The 23,094-nt window shown below is 47.3% G+C and carries 8 protein-coding genes and 1 pseudogene; 6 read left to right on the plus strand and 3 right to left on the minus strand.

Features of this window, described 5'->3' with window-relative positions; translation table 11 throughout:
- Positions 1-323 precede the first annotated feature (323 nt).
- Positions 324-704 (plus strand): annotated as a pseudogene (locus QGP82_RS13870) (Clp protease N-terminal domain-containing protein); the annotation flags it as partial.
- A gap of 504 nt (positions 705-1,208) precedes the next feature.
- Here QGP82_RS13870 and QGP82_RS13875 read toward each other — a convergent pair.
- Positions 1,209-2,135 carry a DMT family transporter gene (locus QGP82_RS13875; RefSeq protein WP_499059687.1) on the minus strand — a complete coding sequence of 309 codons (927 nt, stop codon included), beginning with the start codon at positions 2,133-2,135 and terminating at the stop codon, positions 1,209-1,211.
- A gap of 211 nt (positions 2,136-2,346) precedes the next feature.
- Positions 2,347-3,315: a sulfotransferase family protein gene (locus QGP82_RS13880; RefSeq protein WP_499059689.1), complete on the minus strand. Its 969-nt coding sequence runs from the start codon at positions 3,313-3,315 to the stop codon at positions 2,347-2,349.
- A gap of 698 nt (positions 3,316-4,013) precedes the next feature.
- Between QGP82_RS13880 and QGP82_RS13885 the strand changes: the two genes are divergently transcribed.
- From QGP82_RS13885 to QGP82_RS13905, 5 genes are all read left to right on the plus strand, one after another.
- Positions 4,014-7,313, plus strand: coding sequence for a LamG-like jellyroll fold domain-containing protein (locus QGP82_RS13885; protein ID WP_499059691.1), 3,300 nt, complete (start codon positions 4,014-4,016; stop codon positions 7,311-7,313).
- A gap of 11 nt (positions 7,314-7,324) precedes the next feature.
- Positions 7,325-11,197: a hypothetical protein gene (locus QGP82_RS13890; protein WP_499059693.1), complete on the plus strand. Its 3,873-nt coding sequence runs from the start codon at positions 7,325-7,327 to the stop codon at positions 11,195-11,197.
- A gap of 68 nt (positions 11,198-11,265) precedes the next feature.
- Positions 11,266-11,550, plus strand: coding sequence for a hypothetical protein (locus QGP82_RS13895; protein WP_163696409.1), 285 nt, complete (start codon positions 11,266-11,268; stop codon positions 11,548-11,550).
- An 86-nt stretch (positions 11,551-11,636) separates the two neighbouring features.
- A complete protein-coding gene (locus tag QGP82_RS13900) occupies positions 11,637-12,152 on the plus strand; it encodes a hypothetical protein (protein ID WP_023077127.1) in 516 nt (171 codons plus the stop codon).
- Positions 12,153-12,370: 218 nt separating this feature from the next.
- Positions 12,371-21,631 (plus strand): hypothetical protein, encoded by a 9,261-nt coding sequence (locus QGP82_RS13905; protein ID WP_499059696.1) that lies wholly within the window; start codon positions 12,371-12,373, stop codon positions 21,629-21,631.
- A gap of 94 nt (positions 21,632-21,725) precedes the next feature.
- Here the strand turns inward: QGP82_RS13905 and QGP82_RS13910 are convergent, their stop codons facing one another.
- On the minus strand, positions 21,726-22,763 hold the full coding sequence (locus QGP82_RS13910) for a DMT family transporter (RefSeq protein ID WP_499059698.1): 1,038 nt from the start codon (positions 22,761-22,763) through the stop codon (positions 21,726-21,728).
- Positions 22,764-23,094: the final 331 nt, after the last annotated feature.

The following is a 23,094-nucleotide window of genomic DNA, read 5'->3' on the forward strand; positions in this document are numbered from 1 at the left end:
TTGTTGCTGAGCTGCTCATGGAGGTAGAGCTGCTAAGTACTTGGTCGTAAGTGTTAGAACATAGGCTGTTTAGCACTTTTGAAAATATTAAGGAACGTCACTGCTAGAAAGTGTGGCGACCTATGCTCTGAGGTTGCCCCTTAGCATAGCGTTATAACGCTTGAGAGTTGGCTGAGAGTTTGTGTTTAAAATTTTGTTCATTTTGTTGAGCACTGCTTACTACAGCGATAGCTTATGTTGCCATCTTGTCGGAAATTGTTTGGAGGATAGTGGCTACTGTCTATCCAATGTCAACTGTTGTCAATAATTTGGAGGTTTAGTTTATGTTTGAGCGGTTTACAGAAAAGTCCCGTGCCATTATTGTTCAGGCTCAGGATGAGGCTAGGAGAATGGGACACAACTTTGTTGGTACAGAGCAGATACTGTTAGGGATGTTGGCAGACGGTGACAATGCAGCTGCGCATGTTCTCTCAGAACGAGCGATAACCCTGGAAGATGCACGCCAAGAGGTGGAACAGATTATTGGTCTTGGGACAGGATTTATAGATACGCAAATTCCATTCACCCCTAGGGCAAAGCGTGTGCTAGAGATCGGTCTTGAAGAAGCTAAAAAGCTAGGTGATGAGCACATTGAGCCCAATCACCTATTGCTGGGCATCATCCTTGAGGATGGGGGTGTTGCAGCTTTAGTTGTTAAAAAGCTAACCAATGCCTCAGATAGTCTGGTTAAAAGTATTTACAGGCAGCTTTCTGGTCCAGGTTGATACTCTTAGATAACTCATTTTTTAAAACACAACAGCACCCAAAACAATCGACTGAAGAATTCTTCTAAATTCAACAAGACTTCTTAGAGTTGTCGTATGTAGGGTGAACCTACTATAAACAAAACTCTCTAGTGCCAGTAAGAAGAGATATCAGTGATTTGTTTGGGTGCTGTCTTTGATCCGTCAAACGATTCTATCGAGATATCTATCGTTAGACCTCCTTTCGTTTGGACCATGGGCCTTTCAGCTCATGTCCTTAGAGTATGTCGGCAGTGCTTCAATATCTCTGCTTTGATACAAACGTTAATGTTGTTTTTGTCACTGTTATCCTGATTAAGCAGTGACATAACTCTATGGAGACTGGGGTTGATGCCATGGTGAGCGGTGGAGCCATCATCTTTGCAGGAAGATTCTCAGCTGTCGAGAGAAATGATATTGCTGTAGCTACGCTTTATTCTGCCAATTCACGAGCATGATACCGGATAAGACAATCACACCACCTACCAATGAAACCAGGCTCGGTATCTCTCGTAACCATAGCCAAGCAATAAACAGAGCCGCTACAGGAATGAGCGATAGGTAACTGCCAGCTTGGGATGCCGGAATCTTAGAAAGCACATAGGACCAAGCAATGTAAGCAACTACCCCTGGAAACAACCCCATGTAAACAACCGATAGCGTTGGCCCAAAGGGCGCATGCAGTGTAGAAAACACAGCATGGGGTGCCAATAACACTAAGACTAGAGTACCTGCCCAGATAGCATAGGTCGTAAATTGAATTGCAGTGTAGCGCTGTAATAACGGTTTTTGGATGACTGAGTAAACGCTGATGCAAAGCGTGGCCATAAACACCAACAATGCTCCAAGGGAGAACTGTAAACTGCCGCTACTGGCAAGAGAAATGGTGGCTACACCAGCTACACAAAGGCTAATCCCGCACCAGCCTGCTTGAGTAAGCTTTTCACGATAAAACAGTGATGCCAGTAAAGCGATAATGCCAATTTCTGACGAGATAATAAAACTGGCCATGCCAGCAGACACTGTTAGTTGACCCGCATTTAAAAACACATTGTAAAGAGTAAATCCTGTGATCCCACAGAGACTGAGCAGCGGCCAGTCTTGTCGACGTGGTAATGGCATTCGTTTGAGAAGGGCATAAACTAACAGGATTGCAGATGCGACTAGGTAGCGTAAAACAGCTACCTCTAATGGGCTGTAGGCTGTTAACGCAACACTAATGGCGGGAAAAGCTGAGGCCCAAAGCAATATCGCGCTGAAAAGGGCTGCCATGACTAATGCACTGGGACGTTTAACAGGTTCACTCGCCTGAGGGCGAGGAGTCGCATGATAGAGCGGCTGTGATAGCACCATGAAGGAATTAACTCTTACGGTCAGAACAGCAATAGCTTAAATGCAATGTCCGTCACAAAACAATCTATAACTTTCATCGCATTGCTTTTAAGTTTTTATTAGCTAAAGACATCGGGAGCAGACGTTCTTGTGTTAACTCAGACGGCGTAGTTCGATGACCTATCCTAGCTAAGGCTCTATGGAGGTTGTTAGTGACTGACTCTGCCAAAAACTAGCTTGATGCAATTGTAGGATAATTGTGCAATTCAAAGTAGGGCGTTAGTCGTTGGATGATGCGTTGTTGGTGTTGTGCCACTGTTGGTATTAACTGGGTAGGTCGCTTTTTGATCAGTGAATCATAGTCGATAGCCACGTCTGGTTTGACGTCTAGAAAGTCAAAAATCTTTTTCAGTGTGGCTTGGGGCTGTTCACAAAGATCTTCAAATCGGATAGACATATAGACCGAGTCTGGCAGACTCTGAATGTTCTTCATAAAATAAGACGTAGACATCAAAGATTGTTGCAAGACTTTATTGAGTCCGATACCCAAGTATGGAAAATACATGATGCGGTAAATAAGTCGAAAAAGTGGATTTTTGAAGATCTTGTTGTATCGCTTGGAAACAAGTCCTGTGTAGGCATTCCATTCAGAGAGGACTTTATCCACTGTTTTGAGCTTTGAGTTGATTACATGGATGGGATTGCGGTGGATAAAGATAAATCTTGCATTGGGTATGGCCTGGCGAATATAGAGAAAGTGAGGATAGCACCAGGGATTTTTGAGCAGAATGGGTTTACCAGGATCGGAGATGCTCTGGATCTTGCGACAGGCTTCTAAAAACTTGGGTAAGCTTGCATCGTTGATATAAAGCTCGTGTCCGGCATTGCGAATAATGAAACCATATTCTTCGGGTAGTTCTGGAGAAACGGGGACTGCATCGAATTCGCGATCGCTAATCCCTAATTGCCTAAACTCTGTCTGTAGTTCTTGATATTTTTGTTTTTCAAGATGATTGAAATGGTTATGTAAGATCTCGTTGTACTTGATAATGTGATAGGCCGTCACCACATTAAAGTATTGTGTCGATGCTAGAGTCTGGTAAAGCAGAGTTGTTCCTGAGCGATGATCGCCAAGAATAAAAATTGGCTGAAAATTAATCTCCTGTATCTGATTGAGATAAGGCTGATCTAAAGGATTCATGAGTGATGCCCCCAGATAAATGTGTCCCCAGATTATATTGAAGAGGGTTAAGATTTTTGCTTCGTTAAAAGGGCTTTGCTCAGAGCCTATGGTGTAGTTTCACAAGATTATTAAAAATGACAATGACCTGAAGACTGGCTCAACACTAGCCTACAGGTGTTTCTAAATCTGTGATTTGAAATACGTGTGACAGAAGAAAATCAATAAATAATGTCGCTCTAAAAGCTTGATTTTATGCGGATATGCCGCATGGAGGCAATAGATCGCTGCAAACCTCCAATGCCTGAAGGATGTATAGAATGTTGTTTTTGATGTTTAAGCTCTTACCACGAGATCCTGTTGAAATATATATTTCAACACATTATGATTAACCTGTAATAAAGGAAATACCACTAGTATTTCAGCAATCTTCGTTTTTAATAATATATATCCTTTTGCTAAATTGATTTGCCTTAGATTTTCTTAATTAAACTAACGGAAGTAGATTGACCTCTTTTTATGGGTTGATGCGGGTGCTGCATGTTACAAAAACATGAAGAATTATGGCTGCTACTTTGAATGCATCAACTACAGTGGATATGCTTGCAAACAATAAGTGGTTTTATTAGAGCAGCATCTTTATTAAGTTTTATTGGCTCACGGCGATGCTGGTGAGCTGGCTTTTCGGTAACTTTCTCTGTTGTTGTTGAGTTGAGTTTATGTCAGATGTGATTGGCCAAGGTCGCTTGGTGGTGACAAATCCTGCTGCGCCAGAGAGTGCCAGGCATTTTGGGGTTCAAATCAGTCAGCTGCAAATTCAGTTTTATGATCTATCTGACAACACTCAATTGACCGCATTAGAGTGGTGGGCGCTGGTTCAGGAAAGTTTGGGCGGAGCTGCCAATGTGCAAGTGCCAGGGCATATTGTCTTGACGGGATTGCCAGCCACTCCCAGCCCAGCTTTCGTAGATATTTCTGTAGGGGTTAGTGATGTTGCAGGGCAGTCAGTATTTACATTAACGGTGCGTCAGGCAGCTCCGTTTGGTGTGAGCCCAAGTGGTCATGTAACGTTTCAAGATTTAGATCTCACCTTCACTCAAATGGCTGCTGATGTTGCAGTATCTGGAGGTCTTAAGGTTATATTGTTGTTCCATCTTTTGGAACAACCAGTGGCTCTGATTCCTGCATGGGACGATGGCCAATTAGTTTTCAATGCGACGGGTCCCAAGGTTTCAGTGGGCCAGGTTGGGGTGATTGAAGAGACTGAAATTACGGTGAAAACCCTTGCCCATCCGTGGCCATCTTTGCAGACGTTATATTCATTTGAAGCTGTTTCTGGGAATATCATTCGTGATGCGTCGGGCCAGGTGGCGATTGATTTGACGGTGTATACCCCTGATTTGGTCACCCTTGAACGGGGTGCTTTGCTTACCCAGGCAGATACTGAGATCGCAACCGCTCCCCGTGATGCGAGACAACCATTGCCTGCTCCTCGACCTGTGAGGCGACTGATTCAGGCCTGTCAAGATACCCAAGAAATTTCTGTGGTGCTGTGGTTTAAGCCAGCGCTGCAAAATCAAAGCGGTCCAGATCGTCTGATTACATTATCGTCAGATTTTTCCGAGCATAATTTTCTAGTTGGCCAACAAAAAGATCATTATGTGGTGCGTCTGCGGACAACTGTGACTGATAAAAATGGTCGCATAAATAAAGAAGATGTGCTGCACTCCCCAAATAAATCTGTTCAACTGCGGCCTACATGTCTAGTGTTTACTCGTTCTATGCCGGTAGCAGGAGAGCCTAACGCGTATCTATATCTTGATGGCAAGCCGGTTGACTCGGCTACTGTCGGTGGTGATTTTAGTACTTGGGGAGATTTTGAACTTGCGATCGCAAACGAATTCAAAGATCCCAATCGTTCCTGGCAAGGAGAATTTTATCGCATTGCTGTTTACAACAAAGCGCTGACTCCAGAGCAGGTACGCCAACTTTACTATCCCCAGGTACTGACAACAGGGGCCCTCAGGTTAACCGATATGCCAGCACCATTAGATCAGCCCCTGGCAACGGAAATCGTATATGAAGATGAGTTCAGTTTGATTCAATCAAAGGCAACGACACCTCGGTTGGCAACCCCCCAATTTCAGTTTGATCGCATTACCCTCTCCTGGAAAAAGGTCGGTCCCAATCCTTGGGCATTAGAGCAAAATAGCAGTGCCGTAGAAGCCACACTTTGGCAACAGAATAAGTTCACCCTAGGTACCAAGGATAATTCGGGCCAACCAGAACAGTTTTTACCCTTAATTCCGCAGCCTAATCAGCCACTCACATTTATTTTGCAGGATTTAGGAGAAATCACCGTTGAGAACTTTGAGCTACAGCCCAGTAGTTTTGACAATCGACCTCAGTGGGAGCTGATTGCTGATGTGCGGGAGTCTGAGATCAACTTGCCAAGCATTAACCGGCCCTTTGATTTCAAAACAGACTTTAAGCTTACCGATTTAGATCTTGTCATTGAATACGTGGAGGACCCGCTGCGAGCTGTTGCGGAAGATCGGGTGTTGCTAACGGGCAATTCTCTTAACCGCGCCTTTAATTTCTATGGACACTCTATCGAAGATCAGTTTGTCCTACGTAGTGCCATCCTCTACCAGTTACCCTTTAGTCTGACGCTGGGTCCCATCCATGAGCCATGCACAACCGTAGTCGTGGCTGATCAGGTGAAGGTCTGCCCGACACCAGGTTGCCGTCAAATCATGAGTTTGGATACTCTGATCGAACTCAGTGGTGCCGGATTTTTGGCTACTGTCAACGGTACGTTTCCCTGGGAAGATGAGTTTGGGCGACGTCAGGTACTCTCGGTACCGGAGTTTACAACATTTACCATTCCCACTACGCCCAATGCTTTACTTGCTGAGGCCACAGCACAGCTCAGTCGCTATGCCAACGAGGTTTTTGCTCCAGTTGTTCAATCTAAAGAAGATTTTTATATCATTGATGTTTCAGGTCAGTCGGTACTAATTTATGGGTCACAGGCAAGGTTCCCGGAAACTCAGACAACCATTTTGCCCACTGTCTTGCGTGGCGTCGAAACTATTAAGTCTGCCCGTGGACTATTTGAACTGATTCAGTCTGAGCAGAATGCACAATTGATATTGTCCTTATCCGGACGGTCTGACAGTGAGATTGCTAGCGACTACGATAACTTTCTAGGGCAGCTATCGAATCGTTCTGTGCGGCCCTCTAGTTTTGAACAGGTTAGACGACGACTGGCCAAACTGTTACCTGTGCCCATCACTCAGGCCCTGCAATATGTTTATAGTTACGATGCGCAGACAGTAGATCTAGTAGGCGGTATGCGTCTACGGGTTGAATACCAGAATTATCAGTTTGTGCATCCTGTGGATAGAACAGCTGACACGGGTTTTGTTAGTAGTGGGACAGCTTATTACACCCTGCATTTTGAAACGGACGGTGCACAGGATTTTTTAGGGTTTGATCCGTTTTTGTCAGCTGTGCCAACGGCGGTGGAGTCTACCAGTCAAGCGACCAGTGGTTTAGTAGATCTGTTGCGACCAGGGAATCGTAAGGCCTTCTATCGGTTGATGTATCCGGATGAGTTTCTACCGTCCCAGGGACGCATTGGGGCAGAGCGAGTGGCGTTGTTGATTGGGGCGAATGATTTCAACACGTTAGAAGAGGCAACAACCTATTATCGCAATCCCAGTGCTGCCAGGAGTCAACCGCCAACGAATATTGCATTGGTCTACTTCCGGGGGCGAGCCACCGTGGTGCCTGAGATTGCTATTTTTGTGCAAGAACAGCCAGCCTATGTGCCGGTGGGCACCACCTTGCGGCAAGTGGCGGAGCGCTATGGCCAGGCGGCTTTACGAGCCAGACCTCAACGGTTGGTTTATGAAGGGGTCGAGAATACACCAGACTATCGGTTTATAAATCTGGGAAATAATACGAATGCGTTGGATCTACCGCTGTTGCAGGGCGATCGCATCTACTTTTAGGGGGAAACATCATGGCAATTCCCCGTTTTGATGGGTTAGGGACTGGCTTTTATCGTCTGGTTAATGTGGCGGCTGACACTGGAGTGGTGACTACTCCTGCGGGTGTTGATGTGCTGTTCACGGATTTAGCACTCAATTTTGCCAATGGTGATGCGCAGGCTGACAATCTGGATTTATTAACTACCTGGTCGAGAACTGCTGGGATATATCTGTTTCTGCCGACCCAGGTGATAGATGTCGAGACCTTTGATTTTGTGACGTTGCGATCGCAACTCCTAGAACTGCGTCAATCTCCTGCCTATCGCCAAGTACGCTTTTTGTGGGTCAACAATCCCAGTGAGTCTCTTTCTCAATGGCAGTTACAAAGTCTCTCCATAGATGATGGGCGTGTTAGTCGTCAATCAACCTTTGACTTAGGGGGGTATGCACTGACGTTACCCAGGGGCACCACAATTGTCCCAAGCTCAGCCGGGTTTACAGGCACCACAGCCCTGGCCTATTTGACCACCGATTATGGTGCCCATCAGTTAAGGGGCGTCGGAGAACAAATCCAACTGCCGCTAGTCGGCCCGCGCATTGGTGCTTGGCAGTTTGACTTGACCTTAGCCCGATCTGCTAACTCTACCTATGCCGAACTGGCCTCTTTGGATATTGGTTTTCGGGTCTTTTTTGCGGACCCGTTACTTTCTAGCGATCCAGCTTTGTTTGGCTCAGCAGCATTTTACCAATCGCTGCGCTATCCTCTCTTTGATGAAACCGCAGCGGCGCAAGAGCGCTACCCAGCCGATTTGAAATTGCAAGGCTCATGGGATCCTTTGGATTGCGATCGCAGTTCCTTCACATTTGTACCACTATCAGGCAACACACTGCCCAGCCTACCTTCTGGCTATCGCAGTAACCTTGGTTATACCGTCTATCTGACGCCTCAAGCTAGCAGCCAGCTCGTGTTTGCAGCTAAGCCAGCCTCCAGTCTGGGGCCAGCAGAGGGGCTATATTTGACCCCCCAGGGTGAGTTTGGGCTGACCATCCCTCGCCATGACGACAACCCGGCTCGGCAACTGCCCGACTATGGCAACAATCTGATGTGTGGTCTCTCCGGGGTGGAGTATATCAAGCTGCTAGAAGCGGGCACCTATACCATTGGCTTTGTCCCTGGTCACCCTGCCTTTGCACCCCGCTATACTCCCAGTCAGGGGGTAACTCAGCGACTGCGAGATTTGGTCAATATCCTAACCCAGCGGTCAGTCAATGACTTGAACCAGCGAGAGACCCTGAGTAGTCTGTTTGACCCTAACCGAGCTGAGGAGATCTTATTCATTCGCGATACTCTGCTCGGGGAGTTTTTCCCGTTGGACTATCAGCTACCGTTAGAGGCAACGGAGGCATTACAACAACTCTCTAGTTCTGATCTGTCTACCTTAGGAGATTTTGAACAGTGGTTTCAAAATGCTTTACGGGCCAGCCGTGCAAAAGATGATGAGACAGGGATGACTGCAGCTGCTTTAACCACACAAGCTAGTGCAACGACAGCTTGGGCCTATGTGCGGCGCACTGACGGTTCTCCTACTTACTATGCTCAACCGGATCAGTCCATTCTCTATCAACCGTCTCGCCAGACATCTCTCATGAACTTTTTGGAGGTGCCAGCCACTGATTTAGAGAACGTATCCGCTACAAATCTTGCTGTAGCCAATGATGTCACTGTAGAGACCATACCCGATACGTTTCCGATCTTTCCCTATGGGAGTTTGGCTACCGCGATTACAGATTGTCGTGAATTAGAACTTCAAGTGGTGAACCCACTACGGCGGGCTAAGATCCAGCAGCATTATGAGCAACAAAGTGTGTCAGAGGCCCCGGTCGCTAACGTCAGAACGGCTGCTGTGAGTGCTGTGGGGAGTTCCTTTAGAACAGCGGCCAGCACTGCCGCTATCACGAGTTCAAACCTTGTCAGTGCTGCCGACACTACGACCGAAACTATTAGTGGTACAACGCCCCAAGGGCTATTGGCTCGTTTTACCACCGATTACAGTCTTATGAGAGAGCTGGTGCTGGCTCGGTCGACCAAGAATGAGCAGACTCAGTTTTTGAAATTCACCAACATTGAGAGAAGCTCGGCCCTTTGGAGTGCGTTCCAGGCTAATCAGTTATTGCTCGTCATTGACAAGGCTGAGGCACTGAAGTCTTCTTTTAATGACCCTGATGATCCCAATCAAACCATTACTCAACTCACCATTGATGGTTGGACATTTTATCTGGATACGGTGGATGATGCCGGAAACATACTCTGGCGTCCAGAAAGTATTCTGATCTTTAAGTACTACAACAAATCGCTGCTAGAGCTAATTGAGCAGCCGAGTCTCTGGTCTCAGGCGGCCACATTTGTGGGGGATGAGGCGAAGATTGCTGAGGTGCGGCAGCGGGTGCGGGCGAGTTTGGAGAGTGCGATCGCAAATGATACCGAAGACATCCCTTTGAAAACCCGTAAACGCTACGCTCCCTTAGCTAATATTGCCCGAAACCCCAACTGGTCCGGCATCATCGGCCTCAACATTCCCGTGCCCCCCGCCGAGGGGTTACCCCCAGAACTGGTGGCCCTAGCTGGCGGCATCAAAGAAGAAAACTTCTTTGCCCAGTATGTTGGCATTGATAGTACTCCTATTCATCCTGATGACAATGGCGCACTGGTGGTGGAACCATCGTCTCTGTTTGGCTTAATTGACTATGAAGACGATCAGCCACCTGAGCCCCACCCCTCTGGCTATAACTTTCAGGTACTGAATCTGCGGGTATTGTTTCAAAATTCTCGGGTAACAGACTTTGCCAGTCAAATTGCCGTTACCCTAGATAAATTATTTGAAGAACGGACTCAGCTCCAAGAAGACTTTAGCGTTAGTAGTCTTACCAATGTCTCTGGACGTAATTTGGTCAATCTCCAGGGGAGTGCTGAAAATCATAATGGTCGTACGACTTATGCGTTTAGCTTTAGCGGCAATAACCGCTTTTTAATGCCCAATAGTGCGATTTTTAACTATATCGATATTGTCAAAGCCCAGTTTTCCTCCGATCCAATTCCTGCTGGGGATAATCCTACTATTACAGGGCGATTCTCCTTCTGGACAAAATTCAACTTTCGTAAGTTGGAAAAATTCGATATTTTCTCCTTTGGCCCTGATGGTGACTTTCCTACCCAAACTGATGCACAGCAGTTTCTCAGTGCGGCAAATCTGGTGGTCACCTTATCGTTTCCCAGAGATGATGCTAATCAACGGTCCTTTGCGTTTGTTCCTGATGACCTCAGCTTTAATCTAAAGAGCAGTGACTTCCGCAACAACAGCCTCTATGCCAAATTTCCCATCACCTTGACCGGGTTTATCCAAGGTCAAGACAAACCCAAAGGCTTTTTACCGATAAAAACTGCCCTGGGCAATGCGTCGTTATCGACAGATGTTACCTGGTATGGTCTATCCTTTGATTTAGACCTAGGGAATCTTGGTGCCCTGGCTAGTGTATCCAAGTTTGTGTCTGACTTAGTGGTGCTCTGGTTGCCCAACCCCAATCCTGAGGCAGATACGCGCCCAGAGCCCCAAGTCTATGTGGGAATGAAACTACCAGGACTGTCTGGGGATGTCCTGGGTTTCCCACTGCAAAGTGTAATCAAACTCTCATTTAAGACGGCTGAACTCTTATTTGATCCAGCCGATGGGCCTGACAACTCCACCTACTTGTTAAAACTTAAAGCTATTGTCTTAAAGCTATTGGTGTTGTCGCTGCCCCCCAATGGTCAAACCGAACTGCTGATCTTTGGTAATAGTCAAGGTCGCGATCATCCCATCGGCTGGTATGCTGCCTACGCTAAAGAACCAGCCCAGAGACCACCTTAGGTTCTGCTCTATGGGTGATATGTACCCATCTTCCCCAAGATATCTCAACGTTTTTACTTCTATGAAAAATGGCTGAAGAAAATATCCTCAATGCTAATACTATTTCCGCCTTGATCACGGCTGTTAACGACCATTATCAAACTAACTTTCCTGCTCTATTTCCTTCAAACAGCCCCATAACACCAATTTGGAATACAAATATCAATGTCAAGGCAGGTAATGGGGAGGGTACCGATTTTTCTGCTGAAGGTGAACTTGTTACGTTTCCCTTTGATTTTGCAGATCAAGTGGAAGATCAAACCTTTGCTATCAAGGCCAAGATCAAAATTATTAACCAAGGTAATGAGGTCTAGACCGTTTGATAGCCATGTCTCATGGATACTGATAAGTATCTTGTTATAGCCCACTCAATCATCATCTCTTAAGGAGTCTTAATTGTATGTCTGGTATCACCCCCGCTCCATCAGGTGCCAATGCAGCAGAGTCTAAAGTATTTTTTGGTGTTGTTTTAGAACTCGATGGTGAAGAAATTTCTCTACAGCCCCAAAATGCCATTACAGAAATTAAAGAAAAAGGCATTGAAGTGGGCCTTCCGGCAGGAGAACGAGTTGTTTTAGGTACTGTCGGTGAACGTCTGAAAGGGATTCTGCAAGCGCTTGGCGTTGATGACATCTCTTTCTTAAAAGATGATGGCACGTTGGATGAGACACAGCTACCGAGCATTCCTGCCATTCAAACTGCTGTCAATCTGCTGACCCAAGCCAACTTAGCCATTGAAGATTTCCATTTACGAATTCCTCCAACCGGAACTAGCACCAGCGCCCCTGCCAAATCAGAAACGGCTTACACAGTGGGACTGTCCGCTACATGGACTGGAGATGCAGGCACGCTGATCGATAGTTTAGATCTAAAGCTGAAAGGTCTTTATTTCAAGGTGAGTAACGAGGAGGGTTAAGAGAGTTACCTAAAGACAATTTCAGAATGCTTGTTTAATTTAGGCATTCTGAAATTGCCGTTGCTGAGCTACAGGATGAACTAGTCTGTTAGAAACGCCGTATATCAATATCTTACAGATAAAATCATACCGAGGATCAGCAACGCCATTCCTGTTAGAGTTTCAAATTAACCTCCAAGGTTTATGTCACATCAGTTGAGGCACTGCAAGTACGTCTTATGAGTTCATCCTTAACTAAACAGACAACAGTCAGCTTTGGCTTTGTGGCAGAACTGACGGCAGGGGGCGAAACTGTCAACCTTCAGCTGGAAAACACACAAGAAGGAGGAACGTCTGTATTTCGTGGCGGCATGCTGCCAGGGCAGCGATTATTGCTAGTGGCGCTGTTACAGAAAATAATTCCTGAGCTGCCACCGTTAGATTCCATGAGCGGGTTAGCCATTACTGAGCTAACGTTGGAGGCTCGCCCTACGCTTGAAACCTATGCTTTTAGCCTGGGCTTGGCAGATGTCTGGGCTGTAGAAATTCCCACGAACGATCCTAGTGCTCCTTTAAACTTCAGCATTGATCGGATACTCATTGCTCTCAAACAATCACCCCAAGAGAAATCCTTCTTTCTACAAGGAGATTTTAGCCTTTTTGGTGGCCAGTTTTCTGTCTTGGTGAGCCGCATTGTGACAACGGCTACCAGTTCAGGAGAGTGGATCTTTTTAGCACGGGCTGAGCGTATTCAGTTAGCATCGCTGGTTAATAAACTATTAGGTGCAGGAAACTTAACATCAGATTTTGAACTTGAGAATTTAAGTATCGATTTACTTGAGTTAGAACTTGCTCAAAAGAAAGTTGGCACCATTACCCAATCTCGGTATCGCTTTCTAGGGGCAATCGATTGGGCTTTTACTATTGCTAGTGAGCCTTTTGTTGTCAGAGCCAGTGCTGAGATTAAAAACTATAGAGAAGATGTCAGGGCTGGCAAAACTGTCAAAACAATTACTGATAAAGCTAGCGGTAAAGTAGCTGGGCTGATTGAGCTGTTTGATAAGACATTAACAGCGTCCATCTTTTATGAATTTTCGCTAACTGAAAAGCGAGTTGGATTTGAGATTACATTTAAATCATTTACGCTGACGGGACGCTACAGCAATACTAACAATATAGAAAAAATTGACTTCAGTTTTTCCGGGATAGTCAATATTGGCGATATTATTAGCTATGTTGTTAATCTCTTTGATCCAAGTTTAGAAGATTTTGAGCTAGACGCTCCTTGGGATGTTTTAGGTAAAGAAAGTATTGATTTCAGTAAGCTGAGGGTTAGCATCAATCTCACCAATAAGCAGTTTACCTTTAGCTATGCTGAAAGTCTGAATCTAGGTCTCTTCAAAATTTCAAATCTGAACCTCTCCTATGATGAAACTTCCCGAGGATCTAAACAATACCGTTCTCGCATTAGTCTAGATCTGACAATTCCTGGTCAGCCGCGCCAACAGGTTGGTTGGGATCCAGTCAATGAGAACCCACCTAATATTCCGGGTAAAGGTATCCAGGTCTTTGACTTACAGTTTTTAGCCGTTGGCCAACGGGTGACATTTCATCCCGCTATTGTGTCGCAAGCCCGCAATATCACCCAAGTCATGACGGTGCTGCGACAAACCATGGGGGTATTACCTCCAGCAAAACGTCGTGGCAATCCATTGCTAGCCTTGCAGGCCCAGTTACCCTCACCTGCCCCGGTCAGCATTGATCCAACGGCAACGATCACGATTCCTGAGGGTAGCAGTCCGATTCAATTTGACCCTAACAGTGGCATTTTGTTAGGGGCGCAATTCTCCATCATGGACACCATAGATATGAGCGTGATCTTTAATGATCCGCTGATCTATGGCCTGCGCATTAGTCTCTATGGTGCTAAGGCAAAGCTATTTGCGGGACTACAGTTTGAGATTCTCTATCGGCGCGTTAGCGATACGGTGGGTGTGTATCACTTGGAGCTGGCTCTGCCAGATGCCATGCGCCAGTTTGATGTGGGCGCAGTGTCAGTAACGCTGCCGATTGTGGTGGTAGATATCTACACCAATGGAGACTTTGCCCTGGATTTTGGTTTCCCCTGGAAAGGAGACTTTTCTCGATCCTTTGCTATTCAAGGGTTTGCCGGTCCTTTCCCCGTACTAGGGGCCGGTGGTTTCTACTTTGCCAAGCTGAGTGCGGAGACAGCGACCAGTACCCCTGCCATTGTCAATGGTACCTTTAGCCCGGTGTATGAGTTTGGTCTGGGTCTGAAAATTGGCTTAGGCCGCACCTTCAACAAAGGAATTCTTAAGGCTGAAATTAGCATCACGGTTCAAGGCGTCATTCAAGGTGTAGTTGCCCGGTTTAACCCCAGTGAAGCGAATGTTGCCAGTGATGATTACTTCAAGATTCAGGGCGGCGTCTCTCTGGTGGGGCGTCTCTATGGTGTTGTTGACTTTGGAGTAATTAGTGTTGACGTAGAAGTGGTGCTGCGGGCAACTGTCTTATTTGTGGTAGAAGCCTATCAGCCAACCCAGCTAGCTCTGGAGGCTGAGGTTTCAGTACGGGCCTCTATCAAGATTGCGTTTGTGCGTATCCGGTTCTCGTTTAGGGTGACCGTGCGTCAGTCCTTTACCCTGGGCTCTGCTAAACCAACTCCCTGGAAGCTGGGTTCACCACCCACCAGCTCGACCAATGCCATTGGCGCTACCAGCCGCCGAGCCGCTCGCTTTGCTCCAGCGGCCTTCAGCATGCCAGTTGCGTTTGAAACGGCAGCTTTTGAGGCAGCGGCCTTTGAGGCGATAGAACCAACGACTGTTGAACCACCAGACTTCACAACGTTAGATGTGTCAGCGTTGTCTGTTGAGTCGGCACCAGCATCAACAGTGCCAGACGCTCTGGTCTCAGAGTCAGTTGTATCAGCTGCAGTAGAGGCTGAATTATCGTTCACCACATTAGACGCTGATACCTCAGGTGCTGATACCGCTGAGACTTGGTTGCCGGTGAAGCTATCATTGCCTGATGGTTTGCCTGCTGATCAAATAGATAGAGATCGCATCCGCATCGACCTATATTTTCAACCCGGTTTCACCCAGGTTGGCGGGCAGGTGAAAGGGGTTGCCCTATTATTTATTGAAAACTCGGTACGCCATGATGACCCAGAGCAGATAGGTGATGCTGCAGCAACTGTTAACACCGACTTTGATGAGCTAGTGAAGGCGCTGCTGAGATGGACGCTTCACAGCTATCGCCGCATCAGTTCCACGGATCAGCCACTTACCTTGGTAGATTGGCAAACTCTCTATGATCGCTTCACAACAGAATTTGCAACAGCCAATAATTTGCCTGCGTTCTTGCGTCAGCTCTATCAATTCTTAGAGACCAATTTTGTCTTTGATATTTCTGATCGCATGCTCAACGACCTGCAACAGAATCAAGAGCTAAGTGGCACTTTCTTCCCCATGGTGCCGTTAATAAGCATGGCCTTAGATCAGCAATCGCCCATTGATTTCCAGGTAGATAGTTTTAAGCGCAGCCTGGATGATCTGCAAAAAATTAAGGACTACTTTAAGCAACTACAGGTACGTCCCGGTAGCGCTGTTGAAAATTCGGCAATTGGCGGCAGCCCATCGGACCTCGTTACTTCCGGAACAGATCTGCTTTCGTTAACAGATTATCTGTTTGCAGATTATTTCTTGCTCTTGATTCGTTCTGGTCTACAGAGTGCCATTGACTATTTAGAAGATCTAGAAGACCAAACAGCGTTTGCTGCACCTTCCATAGAAACAGTCTTATCGACTTTGAATAGTAATGGCGCATTTAACCATCTATCAGGTACCGCGTCTCGCTATTTTCTCCATGGGTTGCGATTACCCACGCCCACAGCCGCACCCATGACAGCCTGGGCAACAAACCCTTTATATGAGGCAACGGGGCAGCAGTTTGATGTGTCGATTACCACTCAGACCGTTGGTGTGGGAGATGATGCCAGAGAAGTGACTACGGTCAACTTGGATCAAATTGTACTGAGTAAACCCGCTACCTTGAACTGGATACGGTTTATTGACTATGACCGTGCCAATCTGAATAATCCACCTACTCGCAATGCGGCATCACTGGTCTATGGATTAACGACTGAACAGAAAAATGACTTACTAGCCCTGCAGACAGCGACTCCTAATCTAGATCATCAGTCAACAACACCGCCTCTGCTGCCTTTCTATCGATCTGTAGAACGTCAATATACCCTACGTCAGCGGAGCCCAATGACAGTAGGCGAGTTGCGAGAATTACCGTCAGATTTGCGGGCCTATCTAGCCGATCCGTTGACCTATAGGCAAGGTTTATTACCTGACTCTGCTCCTCTATCAACTATCCCCTTCATTCTGGCCGATGCGACAGACAAAACAGCCACTCCGCTACCACGCGATAGGGTCAAGTGGTCAACCAAGGTGAAGGTAACCGTACGTCGCCTGGCAGGAGATAACATTTATCAGCTAGAAGGCACTGATGAAGTGGGGAAAGATTTGCTGGAAGCAATTCGGGTCACAGGGGCATCTCCCAGCCTCGATTTGTTTTATCTAGACGCTGACACGGCGCAACTCGTGCAACCGACTCGTGATGTGTTGTTATTAAAAGCTAATCTTTCCACCCGCAGTCAAGCGGCGGGAACAAGTTCAACAGCTAGAAGCTTCAGTACAGCGTCAACGAGAACCACCTATCAAGCCACCTTACCTGCGAACAGTGACAGTGATGGCGCTGACTTTTTACAAATTCTGTGGGAATGCAGCACGGTTAATTCAGGGGGCTATTACCTGGTTTATGGACCTTTGGGTGCCGCTGGGCTACCAGAAAACTTGTTTACAGATGGGGTAACAGCGGATTTGGTGTTGGTGATCCGTGTGACGGGTTTCACACAAGAGGCTGCTCGTTTCCACAACTGTGTGGACATTACCGCCGCCCAATCAGTAGATTTGTTGGCCATCCGTAATGATGAGCACGATCCCATACCGGTATTGCAAATACCCGCAGGTCATTTAGGGATACAGCTGACACGTCCGAATGTGTCAGTGCAACCCAATAATGGTACTGCCAATGATGAATTGGAAAATCTCTACCAGCTCTTGGGCTATCGATTATTAGAACAACCGGGACAATTTGTGGCAACACCGGAGGCATTACCCATTGGCCCCAGTGATGATCCTGAAGATGCCAACCACCCATGGCAATATGAACGGGTGCTGCCAGTCTATACCCTGTCTACTGATCAGGGCGGGACTGCCAATCCGTCACTGCCATCTCCTGAGATGAATCCCTATCGAGGTGTCTCAGCCCAGGCAGTGGTACAACCACAGTTAGAGTGGCGCGATCTCTATGGCAACATTTTCAAACAGTTTAAATTCACTGAGTTGCCTGTCCGTTATTTTGATCCACTGTTGGGGCTGAATCAGTGGCCATCGCTAGTGGAACGTTATCGATTTAAGGCGGTTTCTCAGCAAAAAGCTCGCCTGGATTTATCGCTACAGCTAGACTCTAGTCCTTATATTTCCACCCCCGGTAATTTGTTTGAAGAGGTCAGGCGCAAGACGATCGCAGCGCGTGAGACCTACCAACAGATTTACTATCAGATTCATCAAGCTGATGTGACAGCAACAGCGGCAACGTCTGTGCTACTACAAGGTACAAATGTTGTTCAAAAATCTGTGGATAAAGCAGTGCTGACCAGCTTTGTGGAGATGGCTTATGGCTATCTCATTACTTTGGAAAGCTTGACGCTGCAGTCCCACAATGTCAGTGCCAATGAAACCTTTGCAACTGTGGCTAACACGTTCCGATTGTCAGTAGATGATTTAGCCGAAGAAAATCAGCAGCTGAGCGGCTTGTGGACAGCAGGTACTCGATTAGAGATTCCCGTCGAGCGCGATATTGTTGTTAACGATAGTCTTCGGAAAATTGCACAAGAGGCTCTAAAAGCTGAGGCACTGCTGCGAGATTTTGATAATGTGATCGAGATCGCAACCGCTCCCCTGCCCAACATTACTGAAGCGGCCACTGCTGCCAAAGTGGTTCAAATTGCCCAACGTCATCGTGATACACCGGGTTTAGTCCGAGACGGTCTGTCGATTAGTAGCCAGGCCAACACCTATGAAACCCTGCCAGGAGATACGCTAGCAGAAATTGCGGGTGCTCTTGGTATCACCGTTGAGGCCTTGATCCCGATTTTAGAGGCCAAGGGTGATTATCTCGATGATCAGGTTATCCTTGCCGTACCCCTGACGTATGACTGGCGAAGCACCGACTCATTAGCCCACGCCCGAGACAAAGTCCAAGCTGTCTTTAAGAATACAACGCTCAATATTGGCTTAGATGCCGAGCTGCTAACAGTGACGGACATTGCTCTGGCCACAAATGCTTTCTTCGGGACAACAACAACTCTGACGATTCCTGCTCAACTTACCTTTGCTCCAAATGCGTCTGTATCAACTAGTGGCTCAATCACTGAGCCCACCCTGGACGCAGTTGTGCGTAACCTGCAGCCATCCCCCAGCACCCATCGGCAGATTGATCTAGCGGCATTCGTCACGACCAACCAGACATTATCTGGATTAATTCAGCCTGGGCAGTCGCTATTACCAGCTTTCCAATCATGGTCTGTCTTGGTTGAGAATACGACTCCTGAACTTCAGACCTATGTGCAGCCGTTTCTGAATGCGGCCTTGCAGCCATTTCACAGCCAGTCTAATGTGCCAGTAACCCGTGACCATGAGACGTTCCACAGTCTCACACAGCTGTTTGAGCAGGTGCGAGTATCCTTGGTGGCAGCCTTGGCGAGTGCCCCTGACCCCGCAAATGCCCAGCTTAAAACTCAGGTGCAGCAGCTGAGAGAACGGTTAGATCGCACTGTGTCTCTGGCGGAGGTTGCGATCGCAATTCAAACCCTTCCCATTCTCCAAATAGGTGCCCCATTCATTAAGCCGCCTTACATCCAACAAATTCCCATAACGCTAGATTTACCCACGGATAACAATACTGTTATCTATCCCGAGAAGCTAATCTTTCCAGTCACTGTCAACGTGACTCTGCAACGGGATGATAATTTAGTTGCCAATGACCTACCTGACCGTACCCTGGTGCAGCGGTCCACCGCCTATCTATCTCCCCATACCATCAATGGTGATACCCGGTCAGCCTCTCTTCAAGGATTTGCCCAAGATTTCCAAGCCGCATTTTCTGGTTTGCGTCTTGCCACCAGCGATAACCGTAACCCCGGCTTCCCTGGCGATCCCAATAATGCCAGCAGTCAATCAATTTGGGCCGTGCGTCTAGGCCAGGGAGGACTCACTTATACAATTCAGCCTCTGAATCTAGACCAACAGACTTTACCTGCTGGCGAAGACCGCAATCCTCTATTCTTTGCTCCTGCCCCGTTGGCCAATACCCTGATGGCGGGCACCGTTGATCTCAAAATCAGTACAGAGGCAGACCGGAACCGTGCCGATTATCAGCCTGATAACAAACGCTTTGATGCCATTGACTTGAACCTGTTGGGGCAAAGCTGTTTGCAAGCAGTGGAAGACTTTTTAGCACCCGAAGTGTCTGTCCCAGCGGTTCGTTTAGGCAATACGGTTGCGGACAACGTTGATGGGATTTTAGCTGCCAAAGAGACATTGGCGGATGCTATCAGTGCTCAAGTTGTTTCTCTATTACAGCCATCACGCCCCGATAATGATGCACGTCAACGCCGTGCTGCTGAGGCTCTCAACCAAGAGCTACGTATTAATTTAGCAGAGGCCTATGCCATTGAAACCATTGTCCAGTACGGTGTATCTGTGAAAAATGATTTGCCCGATGATGGGGATTTCCCAGTGCGTTTAGCCGGGCAGCCCACGTTGATAAGTGCCCGTGATGCGACTACCCAAGCCGAGATTACCGATCTCTCCACCCTTGACTTCACCCTGTCTCCAGCTAAAGTCTCTTTAGAAGAAACAACTTATCTAACGTTTTTCTTTAATACTCAAAATCCTGAAAAGTATGAAGATATTGAACTCAATCTGACCTTCAACCGGAATGAGTTGGAATACAACATCAAAACTGTTCGCGGTATAGCAGGGTATCAGTCGTCTGATTGGCTCAGCTTTATTGAACCCGATGAGCCGGATACCCTTGGTCATGTCCAGATTCCAATTCCTCTACGCACCTACCCCATCCCGCCATCTCTGGTGTTGCAACAGGCTGAGTTAGATCCGGATGCCATCGGCAATGAGTTAGCGAAAGTGCGTGAATGGCAGTATGTCTATACCTATGAGCACTTGGATGTGGCTCAGGATAGTCTAGAAAGTGATGTGCGCTATAACCTGCAAGGGTTACCTAGTCCGGCACAGTTAGGTTTACCAGAGGACAGTAGTGAAGAGACTTTATTTGATGCGTTGGTGCGGTTTAATCAAAAATACCCAGCCCTTAAAGCCACGTTTGATCAGCTAGCTGAAGCTGATACCTCTGCAAAATTGACAGCATTAGCCGAAGAGACAACTCAAGCAGTGGATGACTTTACTAAATTAGTGGGCCAGGTGGCTGTTACTTGGAGAGAGTGGCAGCCCGTGCAGCGCAGCATTGTGGCAACAGGTGTGGACTACACCATTAATGAAGAAGAGCCTCCGGTACCTGTTGGTCAACCTGCCATCAAGGAGATGACCATTGTGGCACCTGATGCAGCGCTGCTGCCCCAGGTGCTGCTGCCGGGCTATCGACAGCTTGATGATTCACCTCAACGGCAAGACTCTGCGCCTGGTTTCCAGAAGCAGCTCTATCGGTTTGAAGAAAAATCTCCGGAGGAAGCCGCCCTCGATCCGGTCTATGGAGAATCCTCGATTCCTGATCGCACCCTGATCATTCAGGATCGCGATATTTTAGCCCAGCAAAATGCCTGGAGCGGTATCTGGCTAACCCGTAACCGTCAACTGGTGCCCTATGCTCAAACTAATCCTGTCTTTGTGTTCCAGACGCCCCAGGTACGCTTTAGTAACTGGGTGACACCGCTGTTGGTGAATAATCGTCCTTGGAACATTGCGGACCTCTCGGATACGCCCGAACAGCCGGTGTTGACTCATTTGCAGCGGTTATTTGAGACGGTACTACCGGATTCAGCCCCCCAGCCCTATGGTTTGCGGCTAGATTGTCGCTACAGTTTTGCCATGGCGACGGTGGGTGATGAGCAGCTGTTGTCGGCAGTACCGGTGTTGTTGACACCGAGGGTTGCGATCGCAAGAAATACAACCATCACCTCACAACTAGTCACAGACCTCGCCACCGAAATCGAACGCTGGCGACAGGATAATCGCCCTGTTGAAGATCAAGGACGCTATCAGTTCACATTGAATCTGTTCTCAGGCATTGATGATGATGCCACCTTGCCGCTGTTGAAGATTGAGAACCTGTATGTGCAACAGATAGATATTCAATGGCCTTCACCATAGTGCATGGATATCGTGCATGGGTTAGGTAGGGGTTGGTCTATCGTGCATGGGTTAGGTAGGGGTTGGCCTTGTGCTTGCCTGGGGGCGAACGTGCTTAAACGCCTTTGAATCCACCAGATTCGCTCATTTCCTTAGTGCTGGGTCGCTGAGAAGGACGCATTATATTTAATCGCTGTACGCCAATTTGGTTTAATCCAATGCCGCACAGAATGACACCACCTCCCAAGTACTGTCCAAGGGTGGGCACCTCACCTAGCAGGATAAATGCAGACAGAATGCCTACAATCGGATTAAATGCAGTGGCAAATGAGACCTCGCTGGCCGTACTACGTTTCAGACCGTTAAACCAAAATGACTGACCCGCCACAACAATGATAGCGGCATAGAACAGCATCCACTGCCACAAAAAAGGTGAACCTACATCCATAAAATGCTCAGGACCGTAGAGAACCACGGTGGCTCCAAAGAAGAAAACAGTTCCAACAAACATTCTAAAAACGCTGAAAATTCCCAATGGAATCTCACGCAGACTAATTTTGCTGATCAGGTTTGCCACGGCTTTGATCACAGCGGCTATCAATGTAAACAGAGCGCCACGGCCTAAAACCATGCCCATGCCCATGGAAACCATTTCAGTGCCAGGAGGCTGAATCAATACGGTTAGAGCAACCCCAATAAAAGAAACAACGGCTCCAGCAACCACCCATTTATTCACCCGATCGCCCAACACCCAAACCGATAATGCCAGCACCAGCGGTGTATCAATCTGACTGATAAGAATCACATTGTTAACCGGAGTAATCTCGAGTGCCGTAAAGATGAGCGTTGGTACAATGGCTGCTCCTAAGATTGCGACGACAGCCATGGAGAGCCAGTCTTGCCAATTAATTTTTTGCAATGCTGGTTTCCGCCACTCCCGACCATAGGTAATGGCTAACAGAATGAGGGCGCATAAATTACCAACGAACAATACATTGCAAAATGAGATCGGGTTACGTTCATCAATTAGGTTCATCGCCCCCAGTTCAGTCAGCTTGCGAGTGACTGCATTGGCCGCACCAAAGATGGCAATGGCCATGAGAAGATAAACCCTTCCTGAGGGTTGAAAGCCTAATTTACTTGTGGTCTGCATGGAAGAGGCTCCTAGCCATAGTGGGTCAGTAATGCTGCTAGGTCGAATCTTGACTAGTTGGCCGATAGGCTCAAATCAAAGCAGTTCCCTTGAAAAGGAATTATCAGCGCTTATTAAAGGTTGAGTAAGTAAGACGTTCAGGTTGAAGCTGCGAGCGGTCTAGCTTGATGTTCATTTTATAAGACCAGCGTTATTTCGCAAGCGTCTAATCCCTGCAATATCAGTAATAATCGCGTCTTGAGTCACCTACTTAATTGCTTGCGACCTCTGAGAATGGTACAACTAGCACCCATGGGCCACGTGTTTGTGTCTGCTATTAAGGCCAGGGATA

This window comes from Leptothoe sp. LEGE 181152, assembly GCF_032906605.1.
In the GTDB taxonomy this organism is placed as follows: Bacteria; Cyanobacteriota; Cyanobacteriia; order Phormidesmidales; family Phormidesmidaceae; genus Leptothoe; species Leptothoe turfae.